Origin of the sequence: Actinoplanes sp. NPDC023936 (assembly GCF_040639325.1) — a bacterium.
Classification (GTDB): Bacteria; Actinomycetota; Actinomycetes; order Mycobacteriales; family Micromonosporaceae; genus Actinoplanes.
The window spans coordinates 12,577-35,065 of record NZ_JBEZZR010000060.1; the positions used below are offsets into that span (position 1 = coordinate 12,577).

Here is a 22,489-nt window from a genome sequence, read left to right on the forward strand (position 1 = left end):
TTGCCTCTTAATCCTAGCTGAATAGTATGGATTAAGGCCGGCGACAAGGTTGTTGACCTGCCGATTCCCCCTGCCCTCCTCCACGAGCGGAACGGAGGACCATCGATGACTATTGCTACTTCCCGGCCGGTCCCGGTCGACGCCACGCTGTTCCGTCAGGTGTTCCGGCGGCACGCCGCCGGCGTGGCCGTCGTGACCACCGACGCCGGGCGCGGCGCCGCCGGGGTCACCGTCACCTCGCTCACCTCCCTCTCCGCCGAGCCGCCGCTGCTGTCGTTCAGCCTCACCGCGACGTCGTCGGTGTGGCCGCACGTCCGGGACGCCTGCACCGCCGTCGTGCACCTGCTGGACGCCCGGCACACCGCGCTGGCCCGGACGTTCGCGACCAGCGGCGTCAACCGGTTCGGCACGCCGACCCGCTGGCGCCGGCTGCCCACCGGAGAACCCCTGCTGGACGACGCGGCCGCCTGGCTGCGGATCTCGATCGAGCACCGGCACCCGGCCGGCCAGGCGCACCTGGTCATCGGCCGGGTCGAGGAGGCGGGCCTCGCGGAGCACGCCGCTCCCCTGCTCTACCACGACGGCGGCTACCACGCCCTCCAGGAAAGGACGTCATGATCAAGAGAACCGGAACGGCAGCCGCCGCGCTGGCCGTCGCGGCGCTGCTCACCATGAGCGCCTGCGCCGAGGACGAGGCCGGCGCGAGCCTGGAGCTCACCGCCGCGCTGCCGGAGAGCGTGCCCAGCGGCACCGTGCTGCGCCTCGGCGACCCGGCCGGCCAGGCCGTCCTGCAGAGGTCCGGACTGGACAAGGAACTGTCCGACGCCGGCGTCGAGGTCGAATGGGCCAACATCAGCGGCGGCCCGCAGAGCATCCAGGCCTTCCGCGCCGACAAGCTGGACTGCAGCGCGGTCGCCGACATCCCGTCGCTGTTCGCGGCGTGGACCGGCACCTCCACGAAGATCATCTACCAGAACGTCACCGTCGACCCCCTCGAGTTCCCGATCTACCAGCTGGGCGTAGCACCCGGCGCGAGCGTCGCCGCCCTGAGCGACCTGCGCGGCAAGAAGATCGCCTACAGCGCCGGGCAGGCGCAGGGCGCGCTCGTGCTGCGGGTGCTCAAGGAGGCCGGCCTGACCCAGAAGGACGTCACCCTGGTCGAGCTGACCAGCACCGGCGACTCGTACATCACCGCGCTCGGCAGCAAGGCCGTCGACGTGGCGCCGATCGCCGCGTACCAGGTGAAGCTCTACAAGGCGAAGTACCCGGGCGCCACCGCGATCGGGACCGGGATCCGCGACGACGCCTCCACGGTGTACTGCCTCACCACGGCGGTCGAGGACGCCGACAAGGCCGCGGCCCTCAAGGTCTACGTCGCGGCGCGGACCAGGGCGGTGCTCTGGCAGAACGAGCACCCCGACGAGTACGCCAAGGCGTACTACCAGGACGTGCAGGGACTCAACGAGGCCGACGCCCGCGCGGTCGTCGCCATCAGCGGCCGCAAGGGCATCCCGGCGACCTGGGACAACGCGATCGAACGGCTCCAGGCCACAGCCGATCTGCTCGCCGCCGAGCAGGGCCACGACAAGCTGGACGTGACAACGCTCGTCGACCGGCGGTTCGAGAAGGTGCAGGCCGAGGCGGCCGGCTCCCAGGCGGTCACCGGTGATGCCGCATGACGACCACCCTGCACCCGGTCGCGCGGACGGCGCCCTCCGACACGGATGCTCGCGTCGTACGCCGGCGGCTCGGGCCGGGAAAGCGGATCCCGTTCGCCTTCTGGATCGGCCCGGCGCTGTTCCTCGCGCTCTGGTCGGCCGGCTCGGCGAGCGGCCTCATCCCGCCGGCCATCCTCACCGCGCCGTGGGACGTGGCGGTCGCGTTCCAGGACCAGTGGGTCAACCACGACCTGCTCGGCAACGTCCTCTCCTCGCTGCAGCGCGCCGTCCTCGGCCTCACCCTCGGCGTGGTCAGCGGCGCGGTGCTCGCCGTCGTCTCCGGCCTCTCCCGGATCGGCGAGTCGCTGATCGACGGGCCGATCCAGATCAAACGGTCGGTGCCGACGCTCGCGCTGATCCCGCTCTTCATCGCCTGGTTCGGCATCGGCCAGGAGATGAAGGTGCTGACCATCGCGCTGATCACCCTCGTGCCGATCTACGTGCACACGCACAACGGGTTGCGCGGCATCGACGGCAAGTACGCCGAGCTCGCCGAGACCATCGGCATCGGGCGCGGCGCGTTCATCCGGCACATCGTGCTGCCCGGCGCGCTGCCCGGCTTCCTGCTCGGCCTGCGTTTCGCGGTCACCTCGTCGATGCTCGGCCTGGTCGTGGTCGAGCAGTACAACGCGGTCTCCGGCGTCGGCCACATGATCACTCTCGCGGAGCAGTACGGCCAGACCGACGTCATCGTCGTCGGCCTGGTCATCTACGGCGTCTTCGGCTACTGCGCCGACTCCGCCGTCCGCCTCACCGGAAGGAAGGTGCTGGCATGGCGCCGCACGCTGGAGGACTGACGACGTCGTCCGCTGTCCGGGTCCGTAACCTGCACCGCAGCTTCAGCAAGAACGGCGGCGTGCTCAACGGCCTCGACCTGGACATCGGGCCCGGCGAGTTCGTGGCGCTGATCGGCCGCTCCGGCACCGGCAAGAGCACGCTGCTGCGGGCCCTCGCCGGCCTGGACCGGGGAGTGGCCGGGCACGGGCAGATCGCCGTACCGGAAAGTGTCTCGGTGGTCTTCCAGGACTCCCGGCTGCTGCCCTGGAAACGGGTCCTCGACAACGTGGTGTTCGGCCTGCGCGGCAGCGACGCCGGCGAGCGCGGCCGGCAGGCCCTCGCCGAGGTCGGCCTCGCCGGGCGGGAACAGGCCTGGCCGTACCAGCTCTCCGGCGGTGAACAGCAGCGGGCCGCGCTGGCCCGGTCGCTGGTCCGCGAGCCGCAACTGCTGCTCGCCGACGAGCCGTTCGGGGCGCTGGACGCGCTCACCCGGATCCGGATGCACGTGCTGCTGCGCAAACTCTGCGCGGCGCACCGGCCGGCCGTGCTGCTGGTGACCCACGACGTCGACGAGGCGATCGTGCTCGCCGACCGGGTGATCCTCCTGGACGCCGGGGTGGTGCGCACCGACGTACCCGTGGATCTGCCGGACCGCTCGCGGGCCGGCGCCGCATTCGCCGAGCTGCGCGGTTTCCTCTTGGACGAGCTGGGCGTGGAGGAGGAGAACCGATGATGACCCGGCAACTGCACCTCAACCTGTTCCTGCACGACACCGGGCACCACGAGGCGTCCTGGCGGCTGCCGGAGAGCGACCCGTACGCGAACCTGTCCCTGCCGGCGCATCAGCGCCTGGCCCGGATCGCGGAGGACGCCAAGTTCGACTCGGTCTTCCTCGCCGACAGCCCGGTGCTCTGGTCCGATCCGGGCCGCCGGCCCGCCGGCAAGCTGGAACCGACGCTGCTGCTGGCCGCGCTCATCGCCACCACCAGCCGGATCGGCCTGATCGCCACCGCGTCCACCTCCTACAACGAGCCCTACAACCTGGCCCGCCGGTTCGCCTCGCTCGACCATCTCTCCGGCGGCCGGGCCGGCTGGAACATCGTCACCACCGCCGGCGCTGACGCGGCCCGCAACTTCGGCCTCGACGACCAGCCGCTGCACGTCGATCGTTATGCGCGGGCCGACGAGTTCCTGTCGGTCTCGACGAAACTCTGGGACAGCTGGGCGGACGACGCGGTGATCGCCGACAAGGCCAGCGGGGTGCACGCACGCTCCGACCGGGTCCGCCGCGTCGATCATCACGGCGCCTACTTCCGGGTGGACGGCCCGCTCAACGTGCCGCGTTCGCCGCAGGCACACCCGCTGCTCGTGCAGGCCGGATCGTCCGAGGACGGCAAGGAGTTCGCCGCGAAGTGGGCCGAAGCGGTCTTCACCGCGCAGCCCACCCTCGCCGAGAGCCAGGCCTTCTACGCCGACCTCAAACGCCGGGTCGTGGCCGCCGGGCGCAACCCCGACCACGTGGTGATCCTCCCCGGCATCGTGCCGGTCATCGGCGACACCCTCGCCGAGGCGCGGGAACTCGACGCCGAACTCGACCGGCTGATCGGTCCCGAACACGCGGTCCGCACCCTCGCGCAGATCCTCCGGGTCGACGCCGACACGCTGGACCTGGACAAGCCGCTGCCGGCCGACCTGCCGTCCGAGGACGAGATCGAAGGCGCCAAGAGCCGCCGCACGCTGATCGTCGACTGGGCCCGGCGGGAGAACCTGACGGTGCGCGAGCTGATCGGAAAGCTCGGCGGCGGACGCGGGCACCGCACCTTCACGGGTACGCCGGTGCAGGTCGCCGACACGATCCAGGAGTACTTCGAGAGCGGCGCGGCGGACGGCTTCAACATCATGCCCGCTGTCCTGCCGTCCGGCATCGAGGCGTTCGCCACCAAGGTCGTGCCGATCCTGCAGGAGCGGGGACTGTTCCGCACCGACTACGCGGGCACCACGCTGCGGGATCACTACGGGTTGCCGCGCCCGGCCAGCTCCTTCGACCTGATCGGAGTCCGATGACCATCCCCCAGCGCCCGTTCGGCCGTACCGCGCTCGGCCCGGACGTCCTGGACGAGATCGACAAGATCGTCCCGCCGGGCGTCACCCTCTCGAACCGCGATCGGGGCTACCGGTGACATTCCTCTGGTACATCCCGAACACCGTCCAGCCCGGTCACCGCGGCGACGACGCGGTCGACGGGTACGGCACCCTCGACCACTCCACCGACCTGGCACTGACAGCGGAGAAGCACGGCTGGGAGGGCGCGCTCATCGGCACCGGCTGGGGCCGGCCCGACACGTTCACCGTGGCCACCGCGATCGCCGCCCGCACCACCACGTTCCGGCCGCTCGCCGCGATCCGGCCCGGTTACTGGCAGCCGGCCCACTTCGCCAGCGCGGCCGCCACCCTCGACCACCTCAGCGGCGGCCGGCTGCTCGTCAACATCGTCAGCGGGAGGGACGATCTCGCCGCCTACGGCGACGCCGAAGGAGATCAAGCACAACGGTACGGCCGTACCAAGGAGTTCATGCGTCTCGTGCGACGGCTCTGGACCGAGGAGAACGTCACGTTCACCGGCTCGCACTTCCGCGTCACGGACTCCACTGTCGTGCCCCGGGTCGCCGGGACCGGGCCACGTCTGTACTTCGGTGGCGCCTCCCCCGCCGCCGAGAAGGTCGCCGCGACGGAAGCCGACGTGCAGCTGTTCTGGGGTGAACCGCTCGACGGCATCGCCGAGAGAATCGACCGGCTCCGCAAGCTGACGAACGACCTGGACCGGGATCTGCCCGAACTGGAGTTCGGCCTGCGGATCACCACGGTCGTGCGGGACACCACCGAGGAGGCGTGGCGCGACGCCGAGGCGAAGGTGACCGAGCTGTCGTCCCGGAACGAGGCCCTGCACGACCGGCGGATCGACAAGCATCGCGGGCCGGCGGTGGGCCAGCAGAGGTTGCTCGACCTGGCGGCGCGGGGTGAGGTGCTGGACAGCTGCCTGTACACGACGCCGGGCCGGTACGGCGGCGGCGGCGCCGGCACCACGTGGCTGGTCGGGTCGCCGGACGACGTGGCCGGCGCGCTGCGGAGCTACGCTGAGCTGGGGATCAGTCATTTCGTGCTCTCCGACACGCCGTACAGGCGGGAGACGGCGCGGGTGGGTGACGCGTTGATCGGCCGCCTGCGCGCCAGGGTGATTGATCCGGTGGCCACCGGTTGACGTGGCTGCCGGAGCGGGGCCTGTGCGGCATCTGCTCCGGCGGCCCGTGCAATGCCGACGCCGCTCGACCAGCGTGGACGAAACCACACCGAAGCCCGCACCAGCGCGGACGAGACCACACCGAAGCGGTCCGTGCGCCCGCATCGCTGCCCTGGCAGAGACAAAGTCACACGCTGACGTTGCGTGCGGCCTCATCCACCCTGCACCGGCCTCATCGACTGTGCGTCGCCCTCATCCTGCATCGCGCCCTCATCCGCACGGCACCGCCACCAACGCTGGCAGCAAGCGGCTGACAACAAGCGGCTGGCCGGGAAACGCCACCATCGATCCCGATGGTGGCGTTTCTGACCGTGGTCACCCCCGGCAGCTGAGACTCCGGCCGGGCCAACTGGAATCCAGCAGCGCGCCGGCCGGAAGAATCCCGACCGGCGCGAGCCGGAGCCCAGCCCACCTAGACGAGTGAGTCCTGCCGGACCGCACCCAGGATGTCGTCGACGCGGTCCTTGGCGTCGCCGAAGAGCATGGCGCAGTTCTCCCGGAAGAACAGCGGGTTCTGCACGCCGGCGTAACCGGACGCCATCGAGCGCTTGAACACGATCACCTGGTCGGCATCCCAGACCGTGAGGACCGGCATGCCGGCGATCGGGCTGGACGGGTCGTCGGTGGCGGCCGGGTTGACCGTGTCGTTCGCGCCGATCACGAGGACGACCGAGGTACCCGCGAAGTCGTCGTTGATCTCGTCCATCTCGAGGACGATGTCGTAGGGGACGCGGGCCTCGGCGAGCAGCACGTTCATGTGGCCGGGCAGCCGGCCGGCCACCGGGTGGATGCCGAAGCGGACGGTGACGCCGCGTTCGCGCAGGACGCGGGTCAGCTCGGCGACGCCGTGCTGTGCCTGGGCGACCGCCATGCCGTAACCGGGCGTGATGATGACCGAATCGGCGCTGGTGAGGAGGTCCGCCACGCCCTCCGCGTTGATCTCGCGGTGCTCGCCGTAGTCCTTGTCGCTCGCCGGGCCGGCCTCGATGCCGAAGCCACCGGCGATCACCGACAGGAACGAGCGGTTCATCGCCTTGCACATGATGTACGACAGGTAGGCGCCGGACGATCCGACGAGCGCGCCCGTGACGATGAGCAGGTCGTTCTCCAGCAGGAAGCCGGCCGCCGCGGCGGCCCAGCCGGAGTAGCTGTTGAGCATCGACACGACGACGGGCATGTCACCGCCGCCGATCGACGCGACGAGATGCCAGCCGAGCAGCAACGCCAACACCGTGACGGCGATCAGGATGAATATTGACGGGTTGACAACAAACCATGCAGTCAACACGAAAAACATGATGACTGAAGCAATGTTGATGGCGTTCTTGCCGGGCAGCATCAATGGACTTGACTTGATTCGTGCTGACAACTTGAGGAACGCGACGATCGAGCCGGTGAACGTGACGGCGCCGATGAAGACTCCGATCACGACTTCGGCGCTGTGGATGCCGAGCATCTCCTCGCCGCGCAGCAACGCCGCCTCCGCGCCGTCAAGATCTGCCTCGACGTGCAGGTATCCGTTCCAGCCGACCAGCACGGCGGCCAAGCCGACGAAGCTGTGCAGCAACGCGATCAACTCCGGCATGCCGGTCATCTCGACTTTGCGAGCCCGGTACAGACCGACCGCGGCGCCGATCAGCGTCGCGACGATCAACAGGATCAACCCCGTGCCGCTGATCTCCGACGTGATCGCCAACGCGATCGTCGCGATCAGCGCCACCGCCATGCCGGCGATGCCGAACGTGTTGCCGGCCTTGGCCGTCTCGTGTCTGGACAGCCCCGCCAGCGCCAGAATGAACAGCAGCGCGGCAACGATGTAGGCCGCCTGCGCGGACGTCTCCACGGTCATCGGTCAGCTCCTCGAGAACATGGCGAGCATGCGGCGGGTCACCGCGAAGCCACCGAAGATGTTGATGCTGGCCAGCAGGGTCGCCACGAAGGCGAGCGCGGTCACGACCGCATCGCCGTGGCCGATCTGGAGCAGGGCGCCGACCACGATGATCCCGGAGATCGCGTTGGTGACCGACATGAGCGGGGTGTGCAGGGCGTGGTGCACGTGGCCGATCACGTAGTAGCCGATCACGATGGCCAGCGCGAAGACGGTGAGATGGCCACGCAGCGCCGCCGGCGCCAGCGCCGTGATCAGGAACAGCGCGACGGCAGCGCCGCCGACCATTGGAAGCGGATTCAGCGCCTTTCTCGGCGACGAGGACCCCACAACCGGCGCCGCCGCGACCGGCGCGACCGGCGCCGCCGACACCGACACGGCGGGCGGCGGCCAGGTCAGCTCGCCGTCCCGGACGACCGTTATCGATCGTTGCACCACGTCCTCGAAGTCGACGACCAGCCGGCCGTCCTTCTCCGGCGTCATCAGCTTCATCAGGTTGACCAGGTTGGTGCCGTAGAGCTGCGACGCCTGCGCCGGCAGCCGGCCGGGCAGATCGGTGTACCCGATGATCGTCACGCCGTTGGCGGTCACCACCACTTCGCCGGCCACCGTGCCCTCGACGTTGCCGCCGTTCGCGGCGGCCATGTCCACGATCACGCTGCCCGGCTTCATGCTCGCCACCATCTCGGCGGTGATCAGCCGCGGCGCCGGCTTCCCGGGAATCAGGGCGGTGGTGATGATGATGTCGACCTCGGCGGCCTGCGCGGCGTAGAGCCGGGCGGCGCGCTCGTTGTAGTCGTCGGACATCTCCTTGGCGTAGCCGGTGGACGACACCTCCACGTCGGCGGCCTCGACCGAAAGGTATTCGCCGCCCAGCGAGCGGACCTGGTCGGCGACCTCGGGGCGGGGGTCGGTGGCGCGGACGATCGCGCCGAGGCTGCCGGCCGCGCCGATCGCGGCGAGCCCGGCGACACCGGCGCCGGCCACCAGGACCTTGGCCGGCGCGACCTTGCCGGCGGCGGTGACCTGGCCGGTGAAGAAGCGCCCGAACGCGTGCGCGGCCTCGACGACCGCGCGGTACCCGGCGATGTTGGCCATCGACGAGAGCACGTCGAGCGACTGGGCCCGGGAGATCCGCGGGACCGCGTCCATCGACAGCGCGGTGATCGGCCGGCGGCTGAGGTCGCCGACGAGCTCCCGGTCGAGACGCGGGTTCAGCATGCCGATCAGCGTGGCGCCCGGCGTCAGCTTGTCCAGGTGCTCGGCGGGCAGCGGGTTGATCGTGAACACGATGTCGGCGGCGAACGGGTCACCGATGGACGCGCCAGCGTCGGCGTACGCCTCGTCCGAAAAGGATGAGCCGGCGCCCGCGCCCGACTGCACCACCACGTCATATCCGAGTTTGACCAGCTGCGCCACCGTGACGGGTGTGGCCGCGACCCTCCGCTCATCCGGCTGGGGGTCACGCGGTACACCGATGATCATCATTGACTCCTGGTTTGAAGTTGACCAAGACAACGTGCGGCGTGGGTCGGTGGTTCAACGCTTGTTACTCGCCAGTAGGGAGAGGTTAGGCGGTACAGCGCGAAAAACCCAGAGCCCGGCGCACTTAATGTCACCGGAGGATCGCACTCAGGCAAGGACAAACTTCCGACGTACGGGGTCGAACTCAGTCTTCAGCCGAGCGCGTAGTGCAGATACCGTCCGGCGTGGTCGGTTGCCACCCGCACGGCCGCGGTGTCGCCTAGGGCATCCACCATCACGAAATCGTGGATCACACCGGCATACCGCTCGATGACCACCGGGACGCCCGCGGCACGCAGGTCGGCGGCGTATCCCTCGCCCTGTTCCCGCAGCACATCGGCCTCGGCCACGACGATCAGCGCCGGCGGCAGCCCGGCGAACCGCTCGTCGGCCGGGTGCGTCATCACCGGGTCGGCGACCTGCGCCCGCGCCCCGGTGGACCACATCCCGGACTGCCGCATGATCCAGTGCTCGGTGGCCCGCCGGTGGTACGAGACCGCGTCGAAGGCGGACGCACCGGCGTAGCCACTGCTGATCATGGGGTAGAGCAGCACCTGCCCGGTGATCGCGGGGCCGGACCGCTCCTTGGCCGTCACGGCGACGGCGACAGCGATCGCCGCGCCCGCCGAGTCACCGGCCACCGCGATCCGCCCGGCGTCCACGCCGAGCCGCTCCGCCTGCCCGGCCAGCCACTCGAGGGCGGTGTAGCACTCCTGCACCGCGGCCGGGAACCGGTTCTCCGCCGCGTGGTGGTACTCCACGAACGCCACCGCCGCCCGCGCCCGCAGCGCCAGCTCACGGGTCATCCGGTCGTAGGTGAAATTCTCGCCGAGAATCCAGCCGGCGCCGTGGCTGACGAGCACCACCGGCAGCACACCGGTCTCCCCCGCCGGTCGCACCAGCCGGACCCGCACCTGACCCGGGATCTCGAAATCCTGGATCGCGACGTCCGGCGTGCGTGCCGCCCGGATGCCGACGTCCTCCGCGGTGCCCCAGTGGCGCCGTAGCGCTGTCGCGTCTGTCATACCCGCAGATCCTTGCGGCGGCGGCGTACGCATGCATCCGTCAAACGACTGCTGGTCGCGGTGAGTCGGTGGCAGCGCGGCAAGCGGCGGATAAGCCATGGAGGGTACGGGTGACGGCGGCGGCCTGCGAGCGGGCGCTCAGGAACGTCGGCTACCGTGCGTGCTCGTGATGCGTTCCCGGATCCTGCCCGTCGTCCTGCTCGGCGCCTGCCTGACCACCCTCGCCGCGTGCGGTGACGGCGACACCCCGTCGGCGGCCTCCTCCCCCGGGTCGGCCACCGCCACGGCCGGCGCCGCTGCCTCGGCCGCCGCCGCCGTCGCGCCGGACGACAGGGCGCTGTGCAAGACACTGAACACGGCGGCCACCGCGCTGCGGACCGGCATCACCAACGCCCAGCAGGACGGCGGCGGCGTCCTGGCCGCCGACGCGAAGAAGACGTTCACCGCGTTCCACACGACGGTGACCGAGGCCCTCGCGTCCGCCCCGGCCAGCGACGTCACCACCGCCGCCAAGGCGATCGCCGACGAGCTCGGCGCCGCAGCGATTTCGGCCGACCCGATCGGCAGCGCGGCCGACTCCGACTTCGAGAAACTCGGCAACGACCTGACCACGGCGTGCAAGGCCGCCGGCGTCACGGTGATGTTCTAGACCGGCTGTACGGCTACGACGAGCGGGCGCGGGTGAGCGACGCCCCGGCGTGACCGGCTGCGCCGGGGATCAGGCGACGACCGGCGTCGCCGCCGGTCCCCGGACCGGGTGGAAGGCACGGTAGCGGCGCAGCCGCAGCACCAGCCAGCCCAGGCTCAGCACCGCGAGCACCGCGTACGCCCAGACGGTCCCGAAGGTGTCCCACGCGGTGTGCAGGGCGACCGCGCCGGCGAACGTCAGCAGGAAGGTGACGGCGTTGCGCGCGCTCGGGGCGCTCGCCAGCATCCACAGCGCACCGCAGGTCAGCCCGGTCCACGCGGTGTGCCCGGCCGGGGCGGTCAGGCCCCGGATCAGCAGCGTCTCCTCCAGGGCGCCGACGTTGCCGCCGGAGGAGACGAGCGCGGTGAAGGCGTACCCCATGGTCTCGAGCGCGGCGAAACCCATGCCGCTGGCGACGCCGATCACCAGGCCGTCCGACGGCAGCCGGCGCCGGCGCCGGATCAGGACGGTGACCAGCACCAGCAGCGGGACGACCAGTTTGGCGGTCTCCTCGATCAGCGCCACGAAGAGCATCGGCAGGGTGCCGAGGTCGCGCAGCGCGTCGAACTCCAGGGTGCCGGCGACGACCAGGCCGACCACGCCGCCGAAGAACGCGGTGACCAGCAGGACCGTGGCCGGCACCTGCCATCGACCGGTGCGGGCCTGGGCGAACGTCAGGAACGCGGCCGGCACGGTGCACGCGCCGAGCAGGATCACGGCGGGCACCAGGTTGGGGTTCTGGGTGTGCACCAGGGTGCGCAGCACCAGGAAGTAGAGCGCCAGGCCGATGGCCAGCACAGCCACCCACCCGAGGCGCCGGAGTCGCTCACGCATCATGCGCTCATGCTCCGCCCGGCCGGACGGTTCGCCATCGGTAAATGTACTGCCGGGCTGTCACCGGGGGCCGGAACGCGGCAAGATCACGGGATGAGCGAACCATCAGTGATCGTCCAGCTGCGGGGCCGGCTCGGCCACCTCACGCTCAACCGGCCGAGGGCGATCAACGCGCTCACCGCGGAAATGGTCGCGGTCATGGCCCGTACCCTTGAGCTCTGGGCCTCGGATGACCGGGTCCGGACCGTTCTGATCAGTGGCGCGGGTGAGCGCGGGCTCTGCGCCGGCGGCGACATCCGGGCGATCCACGCCGACGCGGTCTCCGGCGGGACGGCGTCGCTGGACTTCTGGGCGGAGGAGTACCGGCTGAACGCGACGATCGCGGCGTACCCGAAACCGATCGTCGCCTGCATGGACGGCGTGGTGATGGGCGGCGGGATCGGGATCTCCGGGCACGCCTCGGTGCGGGTGGTGACCGAGCGCTCGCGGCTGGCGATGCCCGAGGTCGGCATCGGCTTCCACCCGGACGTGGGCGGATCGTGGCTGCTCAGCCGCGCGCCGGGCGAGATCGGCACCCATCTGGCGCTGACCGGTTCGGCGGTCGGCGCGGGCGACGGGATCGCCGCCGGGCTGGCCGATCACTACGTTCCGTCGGCCCGGCTGCCGGAGCTGCTCGCGCACGGTGACGTCTCCCTGGTGGCGGAGGAGCCGCCGCGCGCGGACCTGGATCGCGGCTGGATCGACGAGTGTTACGCCGGTGACGACGTCGCGGTGATCCTGGACCGGCTCGCGAGCCATCCGAGCCCGGCCGCCCAGGCCGCCGCCAAGGAGATCGGCACCAAGTCGCCGACGTCGCTGGTCCTGACGCTCCGGTCGCTGCGGACAGCGGCCGGGCTGCCGGATCTGCGGGCGGCTCTCGATGCGGAGTTGCGGCTGAGCGCGGTCATGCTGCGGCTGCCGGATCTCGCCGAGGGGATCCGCGCGCAGATCATCGACAAGGACCGCCGGCCGCGCTGGCAGCCGGCTACCGTCGCGGACGCCGCAGCAGCCCTCCCGACACCGCCGTCCTGACCAGCAGCGCCGCGCCGGCCCCGGCCGCGGTGATCGCCGGCAGCAGCAGGATGGTGATGTCGTACGGCTCGGTGCGCAGCTGCCGCATGTGGGTGTCGTCGATGAGCACCTCGACACGGCTGCCGACCGGATAGTCCGTGGCGTCCAGCACCTCCATGTAGAAGGAGTCGCCGTTCGCCACGTCCACCCCGATCACGGTGTCCTCCCGGTGTTCCCGGACCACGGCGGGGACGGCGCTGGCGGACGTCTCCTGCGCGGTGACCCGCGCCTGATGCCACAGTGTCCACCCGGTACCGGCGAGACCGGCGACCAGCAGCAGCGTGCCCAGCACCGGCCGGGCCGGCGCCCGCGGCGGGGCGGGCGGCTCGAGAGGCGGCCGCTCGTGCTCGTCGAGGGATGCGAGCAGGGCGACAACAGCCGGCGGCGGGGAGTACGGCGGGAACCGCAGCCGCGCCACCGCGACCGTGACGGCGAGCAGCGCGAGCGGGAGCGCCATCAGCCAGCCCATTCCCACGTCGTCGACGCGGTCGGCGATCGGCCACGTCACGACGCAGAGCACGGCCGCGGCCACCGCCGCCCACCGGTACAGGAAGGACATCACGGCGGCGGCGACGACCAGGCTCACCGCTATCGATGTGACGGGTTCCGGATCGCAGGCGTTCGCGACTGAGCAGGGTGGATCCGGCGTCGTGAGGATGATCAGCGCGAAGATCGCTACGGCGACGGCGACGACGAGGAAGTCGGCACGGGGGTGAGGGCGCACACGATGATCATGCCTGCTTGGAATCTGATCAGAAACAGCTGGGAAACACCTGCTGCTTAGCGTGCCCGCCTAGTTGATCATTCAACTCCTGTTCCCAGGGAGCGTGGTATGAAAATAGGCGGAGTACTCCTATCCGTAGTCCTCACGCTCGCGATCCCGGCAGTGCCGGCGACCGCGGCGCCGACGGCACCGAAGCCCGCGACCCCCGCGGCACTCCCCGACCCGACCGCCCGTGGGCCGTACGGTCACCGGGTCGTCCAGGAGGCCAAGTTCGGCCTCACCACCATCCAGGAACCGAACTCGGACGGCGCCGCGCCCGCCGCGGGCACCGCGCAGGCCGCCGAACAGGTGGAGATCCGTGGCCAGCTCTACACGCCGGACTTCTCGAGGCGCACCAAGCCGTCGCCGCTGATCGTCCTGGTGCACGGCAACCACGGCTCCTGCGACGCGGGCCAGAACTCGGCGGCGCTCACGTGTGCCGAGTTCAAGCATAACGAGAGCGGCTACGCCTACCTCGCCGAGAATCTCGCGACCTGGGGATACACCACGTTCTCCCTCTCCCAGGACCAGCTGATGATGCGGCAGGACAACGCCAAGGGCAAAGGCATGCACAACCGCCGCATGCTGCTGGCAGCCACTCTCGACGCGATCACCGCCGCCGGCCGGAAGGCCGGCCTGCCGGTCGACGAGCACACCACGATCGGCACCACGCTCTCCGGCCACCTCGACATGAGCCGGATCGGCCTGATGGGCCACTCGCGCGGCGGTGACGCGGTCACCAACTTCATCGACTACAACCGGATCCGCACCGACGGCCCGCGCTACCCGATCAGCGGGGTCATCTCGCTCGCGCCGACCGATTACGAGCGCAAGGCGCCGTCCGGCATGCCGTTCATGACGATCCTGCCGATGTGCGACGGCGACGTGTCGAACCTGATGGGCGCCCGACAGTTCGAGCGCGGGCAGACGATCAACCCGGACGACCCGTTCCCGAAGATCCAGGTGGAGCACCTCGGCGCGATCCACAACTGGTACAACACCGTCTGGTACGCCGACGGCGGCGCGGACGGACAGGCGAACAACGACGCGGCGTGCGGCAACTCGGCGCCGTTCGCGACGAACAACGTGCACCCGAACAACCTGCGGCTGTCCGGGGCGGCCAGCTCCACGGACGACGCCCGGAACTACAAGATCGGCAACACCGATCCGCTGAACCCCGAGGTCAACACGAAGATCTCCGGCGATCCGCAGCGGATGGGCGACCAGGAGAAGCTCGGCCTCGCCACGATGGCCGCGTTCTTCCGGCGCTACATCGGCGGCGAGGGCGCGTTCGAGGCGTACATGACCGGCGAACTCGCCAACCGGCCGGGCAACCTGCAGGTGCCCGCGTCGGCCTGCCCGGTCAGCGAGTCCGGCGCCCGGATCCCGTGCGCCGAGCGGGTCAACACCAGCTACTACGCCGGCGCCGGCGCCCGGGTGGACGTGATCACCCCGCAGCCGGAGAACCCGCTCACGCTGAACGCGCTCGGTGGCTCACTCTCGGGGAGCGGATTCGCCGACCCGTACCGGCAAGCGAGCGGAACCACCCCCAAGCCGCCGGCGACCCCGCAGGGTTTTGACTGGTGCAACCCGGAGCCGCAGGACTTCGCGCCGGCCCAGCTCGGCAAGACCGGGCTGCCGGCCGCCGCGAAGCAGTGCCCGCTGCCGGCCCCGGCCGCGCTCGGCGGCCAGAACGGCACCCGGGAGAACGCCCCGATCAACCACTCCTACGGACCGCAGCTGACCCTCGCCTGGGAGCAGGCCTCCCCCGCCACGCTGACCGCGCGGATCCCGGCCGACTCCCGGAACATGTCCGGCCTGGAGGCGCTCGCACTGGGCGCCGCGGTGAACTTCTTCGACATCCGCAACCCGGGCGCCGACAACCGCGGCGACAACACGCGGGACACCACTGTCAACGGCACGCCGGCCTCCCCGGTGTGGCCCAACGAGAAGCCCACCTCCTACGACCCCGCCTCGACCAGCCAGAACTTCGTGATCGCGCTGACCGACACGGACGGCAACGAGGGCACGGTCCAGGCCGGCGACCCGCGCTGGGGCAACGCCCTGCACATGTCGACCGGCACCAACACCCCGAACACGCACATCGTGCTCGACCAGATCCGGGTGCCGCTGCGCGAGTTCGCGGCCCAGGGTGTGGACGTCCGCTCGCTGTCCTCGCTGGAGTTCCGCTTCGGCGGCGCCGGCATGCCGGCGTCCGGCTCGATCCAGATGGCGGACGTGCGGTTCCAGGAGCCGGCGTCCGGCAAGCAGATCCAGTCGGACGGCGTCACCAAGGCGAACGGCGCTGGTTACGGGCGGTTCGACCACGCCGTGAAGGCCGCGACCGCGGAGGCGACCGGCAACGTCTGGACCGTCGACGACGATCTCGCGCAGTGCCCGAACGCGCAGTTCTCCTCGATCCAGAAGGCGGTCGAGGCGGCCGCGCCGTGGGACACGATCCTGGTCTGCGACGGCGTCTACCAGGAACAGTCGATGCCGCTGCACCACAACGCCAACCCCGTGCAGGCCGGCGCGAAGAACGGCTTGACGATCACCAAACCCCTGACCATCAAGGGTACGGGGGCAGACCGGGTCACCATCGAGCCGGTACAGACGCTCGGCACCCTCGAAGGCACCGCGCCCTACTTGCGGGACGGTGGCGGCAACGTGATCACGGTGTCCCGCCAGTCGCTCGGCTCCACCGACACCAACGAGATGTTCGTCGACATCTCCGGCGTCACCGTCACGTCCGGTGACGTCTGGGCCGAGGCGGGCATCGCGTACTTCGGCGCGGCCGGCCGGGTCACCGACAGCGTCGTCGGCCCGCTGAAGACCGCCTCCACCGACGCCGAGCGGTCCGCGCATCCGCACGGCTGGGGCATCACCAAGACCGGGATCATCCAGGGTACGGGCACCGCAACCGTGGAGAGCGAACTGTCCGTGACGGCCAGCGTGGTCACCGGATACCAGTCCGGTGGCATCCTGTTCGACGGCGCCCGTGGCAAGGACGGCGCTCCGGAGAACCTGGTCCGCAGCGGCATCCGCTACCACGGGTACGTCGATGACACCGTCGTGACCGGGAGCGGCTCGTCGACCGGCGTGAAGTTCACCAGCGGGGTGGACGGCCACGTCGACTCCAGCCGGATCACCGGCGGGGCGACCGGCCTGCTGCTCGCCGACGCCGGCACGGTCACGGCCGCCGGCGACGTGTTCGCCGGAAGCGGTCAGGCGGTCGCCAACGACTCCCCCGCCTCCCCGATCACGGTGGCGAAGTCCTGGTTCGGCAAGGGCGAGCCGGCCGTCTCCGGCAGCGGCTCGGTGATCGTCAGCAAGCCGCTGTCGTCGGCCCCCAGGACGGTGCCCACATCGGTGGGCCGGGTGACGGACCACAAGCCGTCCGCCGAGGTGGCCTCGCCGAGCCGGACCAGCACGACGAGCCCCGGGCAGAGCGTGGACGTCGTGATCCGGGCGTCCGACGACTTCGGCGTCACGTCGGTGACACTGGTCGTCGACGGCCGGAAGGTGGCGACCAGCGGCACGTCGCCGTACCGGTTCTCCTGGACGCCGACGGCGAAGTACGCCGGTAAGAAGGTCTCGATCGAGGCACGGGTGGTCGACTCGTCCGGCCACGTCACGGTCTCCGACGACGTGACGGTGTCGGTCAAGAAGAGGTGACACGGATCAAGGCCCTTCCGTTCCGGCGGGAGGGCCTTGATCGTTTCAGGCGCCGATCAGGTTCTGCAGGCGCTCGCTGACCTCACCGCTGATCGACTCCCGGCGCTCGTCGGCCTCGGCGCGCCAGGCGTCAATCCGGTCCAGCGCGGCGGCCCGCTTGCCCGGCAGCGCCGCCATCAGCTCGGCGTGCCGGTGCCGCGCGTCCGCGACGATCGTGGAGGCGCGCAGCTCGGCGTCGCTGATCACCCGGTCCGCCTCGGTGGTCGCCTTGCTCAGCAGGTCCTCGGCTTCCCGGCGCACGTCGGCGAGATAGCCGTCGGCGGTCCGCGCGGCGAGCTTCACCACGCCTGCCGCATCGGGCCCCGGCTCCCCCGCGATCGTGGAGAGCTCCGCCTCGAGCGCCCGCACCCGCTCCTGCGCCTGCGCGCACTCGGCTTCCAGCTCGCGCAGCCGGGCGCGGGGATCGCCGTGCGCGAGCCGCTCGCTGAGCGCCCGGTTCTCGGCCGCGAGGCGACGCATCTCCCCGGCGACATCGGAGAGGAACGCGTCCACCTCCCCCTCGTGGTACCCACGCGACCCCGGCGCGGCCCGGCGGAACGCGGCGCCGTCCACATCGGCCGGGGTGAGCTGCTTCGCGATTCCGGTCATCGACTCGCTCCCCCTCGTGCGATGTCCTGTGCACGTTCCCAGCGTGTGGACCAGATCCGGGGTGCTGAGACGGCGCTGTCAAAGTAGACGTGACCCCCCTTTCAATGTCAACACCGCGTATCACGACAGGTTCCTGACAGTGACACCGTGAGCGTGCGGACGCGAGGCGCGACCCGCACTGTCCGCATGTGCGGGCAAGGCACCGCCGGGTTTCGCCGTCGGGTCCGGTGGCCGCCTCCGCATCCGCAGGTCACGCCGCGCGAGCCGTAGCCACCGCAGGTAACCGCCCCATGATCACCGCGCTCAACTACGGCCCGCCCGCGGTAAGCCCATGGCGGCGCCGCTTGACAGTCACGTCAGGTCAGGTCGAGGGTCCAGGTCTGGCTGGTGAGGGGGCGCCCGAAACCGGGATGGGCCTCCTGCGCCGTCAGGGTGAAGCCGACCCCCTCGTAGATGCGGCGAGCGGAGACGCACTCGTCGACCGTCCAGAGTGTCACTCGCCGGTAGCCGGTCTCGCGGGCGAACGCCAGGCACTCCCCCACCAGCTTGCCGCCCAGACCGAGCCCGCGTGCCGCCTCGGTGACCAGCAGGACCCGCAGCTTGGCGACGCCCGGCTCAGCATCGGCGACCACCATGACGCAACCGGCCCGCTGCCCGCCGGCTTCCGCGATCCAGGCGGCCTCGCGCGCCGGGTCGCCGGTGGCGGCGAAGTCGGCGACGATCTCGGCGACCAGGTTCCGGAACGAGGTGTCCCAGCCGAACTGGCGCTCGTAGACCTCGCCGTGTGCGGTGACGATCCAGTCCAGGTCACCCGGTTGATCGGCCCTGCGCAGCGATGCCATCGCGAACCACTCCCACCCTACTGAAACGACTGTTTCAGTCAGGATAGGGTACCGCCATGAGCGCACGGCACGCCGAACTCCTCGAAGCCGCCTACCGGTACGCGCTCGCCAACGGCCTCGCCGACCTCTCCCTGCGCCCGCTCGCCACCGCGATCGGCTCCAGCCCGCGGGTGCTGCTCTTCCTGTTCGGCAGCAAGGAAAGCCTGGTCAAGGCGCTGCTCACACGGGCGCGCACGGACGAGCTGGCACTGCTCGGCAGCGACGTGACAGGAGACCTCCCGGAGGCGGTCGCGCGGATATGGGCCTGGCTCGCTGCCGAGGAGCACCGGCCGCTGCTGCGGCTGTGGGCCGAGGCGTACGCCCGCTCGCTCACCGAGCCGGACGGGGCGTGGGCCGGGTTCGCCAGGGCCACCGTCGACGACTGGCTGACCGTGCTGGCCGGGTGTCAGACGCCGGCCGAGCGGGACACCGCCGAGGGCGTCGCGCGCCGCACCCTGGCGCTGGCCGTGCTCCGCGGCGCGCTGCTGGACCTGCTCGCCACCGGGGACGACGCCCGCGTGACGGCGGCCGTCAGAGCAGCATTTCGCTGATCGGGCGGCGCGGGGTCTGCCCGGCGACCCGGCCGTACCCGACCCGGAGCACCATCTGCGCCGGCCGCCGGGTCAGCTTCGCGCGCACCGCCGGCACCTCGATCGGCTGGCTGATCGGGGTGGTCGCCAGGCCCAGCCAGGTCGCGGTGAGCAGCACCCGCTGCAGGGCCTGACCGGCGCGCAGCCAATCGAGCGGCGTGTCGCCGTCGGTGGCAAGAACCATGATTGTCGGGTACGGCTCGAACGGCGCCCGCGTCGTGCCGGAGCCGGCGAAGTCGCGCACCGGCATGATCTCGAGGGCGTCCCACGGACCGGCCGCCCACTCCGGCACCCCGTCGTGGCGGGCGTTGCGGCCGGTCCAGCGGGCGATCTCCTCGGCGTAGTGCGGGCGCTCGCGCAGCCACCGGTCGGCTTCCCGGGCCAGCCCGAGGATGGCGTCCCGGCCGGCCGGGGCGGCCACGGTCAGCGACGCGCCCTCCTGGCGGGCCGCGTCCTGGAGCCGGGCGATCGCGTCGGCGGGGACCGCGACCTGGGCGAACGGCCAGCGGTTGGTGTGCCGGTGCGGAATCGCGGCGGCCAGGGCCTCGGTCACCGTGTCGGCGTGGGCGGGCCGCTCGGCGACGATCCGGGCGACCGGCGCCAGGTCCGGCTGCTCCGGTGACACGTCCGGCTGTCCAGGTGACATGTCCGGCTGCTCCGGTGACAGCTCCGCCCGTACCCGATAGCCGGTCTTGCGCATCGCGATGCGCACGGTGAAGACGGCCGCGCCCACGCTGATCAGGTGTTCCCGGCCGACCGGGTCGACCACCGGCAGGCGGCGCGCCGGATCGGCGAACACCTCGATCGCTGGTGGATCGACCCGGAACAGCCAGGGCTGGCTGTTGTGCAGCGACGGCGCGCGGGCGGCCGCGCGCACGCAGTCGAGCAGGATCTGACGCGACGGCGGGACGAGACGGGTGGCTTCCAGATGTTCGCCTGACATACCTCCACGAGACTCCCCGGACGGCCGGGGCAGAAGGGCCGTTGGTCCCGCGTGCGCCGCGTTCCTGCGGCACGTCGCCGGGCAGATGCGCGAGCACGACGACCGTGAGCAGTTCGTCGCCGGTCTCGACCTGATCCTGACCGGCATCACAAAGCTGGCCTAATCATTCATGCCGGCGGCCGGCTGCCGATCAAGGAGCCGTGAGGAACCGGTTGCTGACGCGGCTCGGCGTGATCGTCGCCGCCGGTCTCGTCCTGCAACTGCTCCTGCCGCACCTGTCCGAGACCGCCGGCCTGGTGCTGTCCTGCGTGCCGATCGCCGCCGCCGGCTGGTACGCCGCCGCGGGGTTCGTCCGGCAGGCCCGCTGCTACCGGGGACGGCAACGCCTCGCGATGGTCTTCGGCGCGGTCTCCGGCGGGCTGCTCGGCGCCTCCTACACGCTCTACACCGTCGACGCGCTGACCGGCCACCCCACGCTCGTGACCGGCGCGGCCGCCGTCACCAGCATCGCGGCGGCGGTCGTCGCGGTGCCGGCCATCCTGGTCGCGGTGCCACCGTTCGCGAACTGGCTGGCCCGCGGCACGTACCTGATCGATGTCGCCACCGTCGCCGGAGCGATCTTCGCGACGGCCTGGCAGTTCGCGCTCCGGCCGGCCGCCGAGGCGCTGCTGCCCGGCGCCCGCGCGCAGTTCGCGCTGACCGTGATCGCCGAGATCCTCGCGGCGGCGCTGGCGCTGATGCTGATCTCCCGGACCGACGCCGGCCGGTACCGGGCCATGCGCGTGCTCGCCGCAGGCCTGGCCCTGTTCGCGCTCGCCGCCCTGATCAGCACGCACAACCACACGGCCGGCCTGCCGTGGTACGCGCACGGGCTCGGCGCGATCTACCTGATCGCCGGACTGATCATCGCCGTGGCCAGCCGCAGCACCCTGGAAGCCGACGAGCCCGGCGCCCGCAGCCAGTTCAGCGGGATCTGGAGCACCCTTCCGCACCTGCCGGTGATCGTCGCCCTGGTGTCGGTGACGGTGCCGTACGTACGGGACGCGACGCTCAGCCCGGTGCTGCTCGGCACGCTGATCAGCACGTCGATCCTGGCCGTGGTCCGGCAGATGCTGAACTCCCTGGTCGTCCGCGGCCTCGTCCTGGACCTGGAGGAGCAGCACCGGCGGCTGGACCACCTCGCGCACCACGACATGCTGACCGGCCTGCCCAACCGGACCGCTTTCCAGGTACGGGGTGAGGCGGCGCTCGCGGCGATCCGGCCGGGCACTGTCACCGGGGTCCTGCTGATCGATCTCGACGGCTTCAAGGCGGTCAACGACACCCACGGCCACGCTGCCGGCGACGCGCTGCTCAAGGCCGCGGCCGACCGGATCACGCTGGCTCTGCGGGCCGGCGACACGGCAGCCCGCTTCGGTGGTGACGAGTTCGCGGTGGTCGTACCCGACATCAAGGATCTCGGCGACGCCGTCGCCGTGGGCGAACGGATCCTCGGGGAGTGCGCCGAAGCGGGTGTGCGCGGCAGCGTCGGCGTGACGGTGGCGTCGGCGCCCGGCCGGTCACTGGACGAGTTGCTGCACGAGGCCGACACCGGTCTCTACGCGGCCAAGGCCGCGGGCAAGGGACAGGTACGCGCCTACCGCACCCCGAGCGTGGCGACCGGCTCGACGAGTTCCCGCTCCTCGTGAGCCGGGTGCGAGACGACCAGGTCGAGTCCGCCTGTTCGGCCGGTACCGCGAGGGCGACCACGGGGTCCGTGGCCGCCGACGGGCCGGCAGCGGTCGCCGCCCCGGACGGCGAGGCAAGCCGGCCGCCAGCGGTCCCCGCCCCGGACGGCGAGGCTGGCGAGCCGTAGCTCAGGCATGTCATCCGGCGGTTCAACCTGCGTGAGCTACGGCTGAGCAGCGTCAGCCGTCGCAGGCACAGGTAAACGCGCTTCACAACATGCCTCAGCTACGGCTCGAGCAGCCCAGCCGTAGCAGGCGCAGGCAAACGCGCCTCATGACATGCCTGAGCTACGGCTCGGGCAGCTCCAATGCCACTTAGCTTAAGTTGATCTTGCTGGTTGGCGGGTTACGGGATAGAAGCGGATCGTTGCTGGTCCGGGGTGGCGGGTGCTGGCGGGTT

19 protein-coding genes are annotated in these 22,489 nt (G+C 71.0%); 11 read left to right on the plus strand and 8 right to left on the minus strand.

The genetic code is table 11. From position 1 onward, the window contains the following. Positions 1-105: 105 nt before the first annotated feature. From AB0F72_RS39975 to AB0F72_RS40000, 6 genes are all read left to right on the plus strand, one after another. Complete coding sequence (locus AB0F72_RS39975) at positions 106-618, plus strand: flavin reductase family protein (RefSeq protein WP_360443732.1); 513 nt, start codon at positions 106-108, stop codon at positions 616-618. Beyond that, positions 615-1,679 carry an ABC transporter substrate-binding protein gene (locus tag AB0F72_RS39980; RefSeq protein ID WP_360443735.1) on the plus strand — a complete coding sequence of 355 codons (1,065 nt, stop codon included), beginning with the start codon at positions 615-617 and terminating at the stop codon, positions 1,677-1,679. Before AB0F72_RS39975 ends, AB0F72_RS39980 begins: the two co-directional genes overlap by 4 nt. Then, positions 1,676-2,515 carry an ABC transporter permease gene (locus AB0F72_RS39985; protein WP_360443738.1) on the plus strand — a complete coding sequence of 280 codons (840 nt, stop codon included), beginning with the start codon at positions 1,676-1,678 and terminating at the stop codon, positions 2,513-2,515. Before AB0F72_RS39980 ends, AB0F72_RS39985 begins: the two co-directional genes overlap by 4 nt. After that, on the plus strand, positions 2,491-3,228 hold the full coding sequence (locus tag AB0F72_RS39990) for an ABC transporter ATP-binding protein (RefSeq protein WP_360443741.1): 738 nt from the start codon (positions 2,491-2,493) through the stop codon (positions 3,226-3,228). Before AB0F72_RS39985 ends, AB0F72_RS39990 begins: the two co-directional genes overlap by 25 nt. Continuing rightward, positions 3,225-4,559, plus strand: a complete 1,335-nt coding sequence (locus AB0F72_RS39995; RefSeq protein WP_360443744.1) for an LLM class flavin-dependent oxidoreductase — start codon at positions 3,225-3,227, stop codon at positions 4,557-4,559. Before AB0F72_RS39990 ends, AB0F72_RS39995 begins: the two co-directional genes overlap by 4 nt. Before the next feature lie 112 nt (positions 4,560-4,671). Next, positions 4,672-5,754 carry an LLM class flavin-dependent oxidoreductase gene (locus AB0F72_RS40000; RefSeq protein ID WP_360443747.1) on the plus strand — a complete coding sequence of 361 codons (1,083 nt, stop codon included), beginning with the start codon at positions 4,672-4,674 and terminating at the stop codon, positions 5,752-5,754. 451 nt (positions 5,755-6,205) lie between these two features. On the opposite strand, the gene pntB is transcribed toward AB0F72_RS40000, so the two are convergent. From pntB to AB0F72_RS40015, 3 genes are all read right to left on the minus strand, one after another. After that, positions 6,206-7,642 carry a Re/Si-specific NAD(P)(+) transhydrogenase subunit beta gene (pntB, locus tag AB0F72_RS40005; protein ID WP_360443750.1) on the minus strand — a complete coding sequence of 479 codons (1,437 nt, stop codon included), beginning with the start codon at positions 7,640-7,642 and terminating at the stop codon, positions 6,206-6,208. 3 nt (positions 7,643-7,645) lie between these two features. Beyond that, positions 7,646-9,169 (minus strand): Re/Si-specific NAD(P)(+) transhydrogenase subunit alpha, encoded by a 1,524-nt coding sequence (locus AB0F72_RS40010; RefSeq protein WP_360443753.1) that lies wholly within the window; start codon positions 9,167-9,169, stop codon positions 7,646-7,648. Between the two features lie 188 nt (positions 9,170-9,357). Further along, positions 9,358-10,230, minus strand: coding sequence for an alpha/beta hydrolase fold domain-containing protein (locus AB0F72_RS40015; protein ID WP_360443756.1), 873 nt, complete (start codon positions 10,228-10,230; stop codon positions 9,358-9,360). 166 nt (positions 10,231-10,396) lie between these two features. Between AB0F72_RS40015 and AB0F72_RS40020 the strand changes: the two genes are divergently transcribed. Then, positions 10,397-10,879: a hypothetical protein gene (locus AB0F72_RS40020; protein WP_360443759.1), complete on the plus strand. Its 483-nt coding sequence runs from the start codon at positions 10,397-10,399 to the stop codon at positions 10,877-10,879. Positions 10,880-10,948: 69 nt separating this feature from the next. Here AB0F72_RS40020 and AB0F72_RS40025 read toward each other — a convergent pair whose 3' ends face one another. Beyond that, a complete protein-coding gene (locus AB0F72_RS40025; protein ID WP_360443785.1) occupies positions 10,949-11,752 on the minus strand; it encodes a PrsW family glutamic-type intramembrane protease in 804 nt (267 codons plus the stop codon). 93 nt (positions 11,753-11,845) lie between these two features. On the opposite strand from AB0F72_RS40025, the gene AB0F72_RS40030 reads away from it, so the two are divergent. Then, the gene (locus AB0F72_RS40030; protein ID WP_360443762.1) at positions 11,846-12,823 is read left to right on the plus strand and encodes an enoyl-CoA hydratase/isomerase family protein; all 978 of its coding nucleotides are present in this window, start codon (positions 11,846-11,848) and stop codon (positions 12,821-12,823) included. Here the strand turns inward: AB0F72_RS40030 and AB0F72_RS40035 are convergent. Continuing rightward, positions 12,777-13,586, minus strand: coding sequence for a hypothetical protein (locus AB0F72_RS40035; protein ID WP_360443765.1), 810 nt, complete (start codon positions 13,584-13,586; stop codon positions 12,777-12,779). The two genes, AB0F72_RS40030 and AB0F72_RS40035, sit on opposite strands and share 47 nt — an antisense overlap. Positions 13,587-13,694: 108 nt before the next feature. On the opposite strand from AB0F72_RS40035, the gene AB0F72_RS40040 reads away from it, so the two are divergent. After that, on the plus strand, positions 13,695-17,300 hold the full coding sequence (locus AB0F72_RS40040; protein WP_360443768.1) for an Ig-like domain-containing protein: 3,606 nt from the start codon (positions 13,695-13,697) through the stop codon (positions 17,298-17,300). Positions 17,301-17,345: 45 nt separating this feature from the next. Here AB0F72_RS40040 and AB0F72_RS40045 read toward each other — a convergent pair whose 3' ends face one another. Further along, positions 17,346-17,948, minus strand: coding sequence for a DivIVA domain-containing protein (locus AB0F72_RS40045; RefSeq protein WP_360443771.1), 603 nt, complete (start codon positions 17,946-17,948; stop codon positions 17,346-17,348). Between the two features lie 356 nt (positions 17,949-18,304). After that, a complete protein-coding gene (locus tag AB0F72_RS40050) occupies positions 18,305-18,790 on the minus strand; it encodes a GNAT family N-acetyltransferase (protein ID WP_360443774.1) in 486 nt (161 codons plus the stop codon). Positions 18,791-18,846: 56 nt separating this feature from the next. On the opposite strand from AB0F72_RS40050, the gene AB0F72_RS40055 reads away from it, so the two are divergent. Continuing rightward, positions 18,847-19,380, plus strand: a complete 534-nt coding sequence (locus AB0F72_RS40055; protein WP_360443777.1) for a TetR family transcriptional regulator — start codon at positions 18,847-18,849, stop codon at positions 19,378-19,380. On the opposite strand, the gene AB0F72_RS40060 is transcribed toward AB0F72_RS40055, so the two are convergent. Continuing rightward, positions 19,361-20,362, minus strand: coding sequence for a nitroreductase family protein (locus AB0F72_RS40060; protein WP_360443780.1), 1,002 nt, complete (start codon positions 20,360-20,362; stop codon positions 19,361-19,363). The two genes, AB0F72_RS40055 and AB0F72_RS40060, sit on opposite strands and share 20 nt — an antisense overlap. 200 nt (positions 20,363-20,562) lie before the next feature. Here AB0F72_RS40060 and AB0F72_RS40065 point away from each other — a divergent pair, with 200 nt between their 5' ends. After that, positions 20,563-22,050 carry a GGDEF domain-containing protein gene (locus AB0F72_RS40065; protein ID WP_360443783.1) on the plus strand — a complete coding sequence of 496 codons (1,488 nt, stop codon included), beginning with the start codon at positions 20,563-20,565 and terminating at the stop codon, positions 22,048-22,050. Positions 22,051-22,489: the final 439 nt, after the last annotated feature.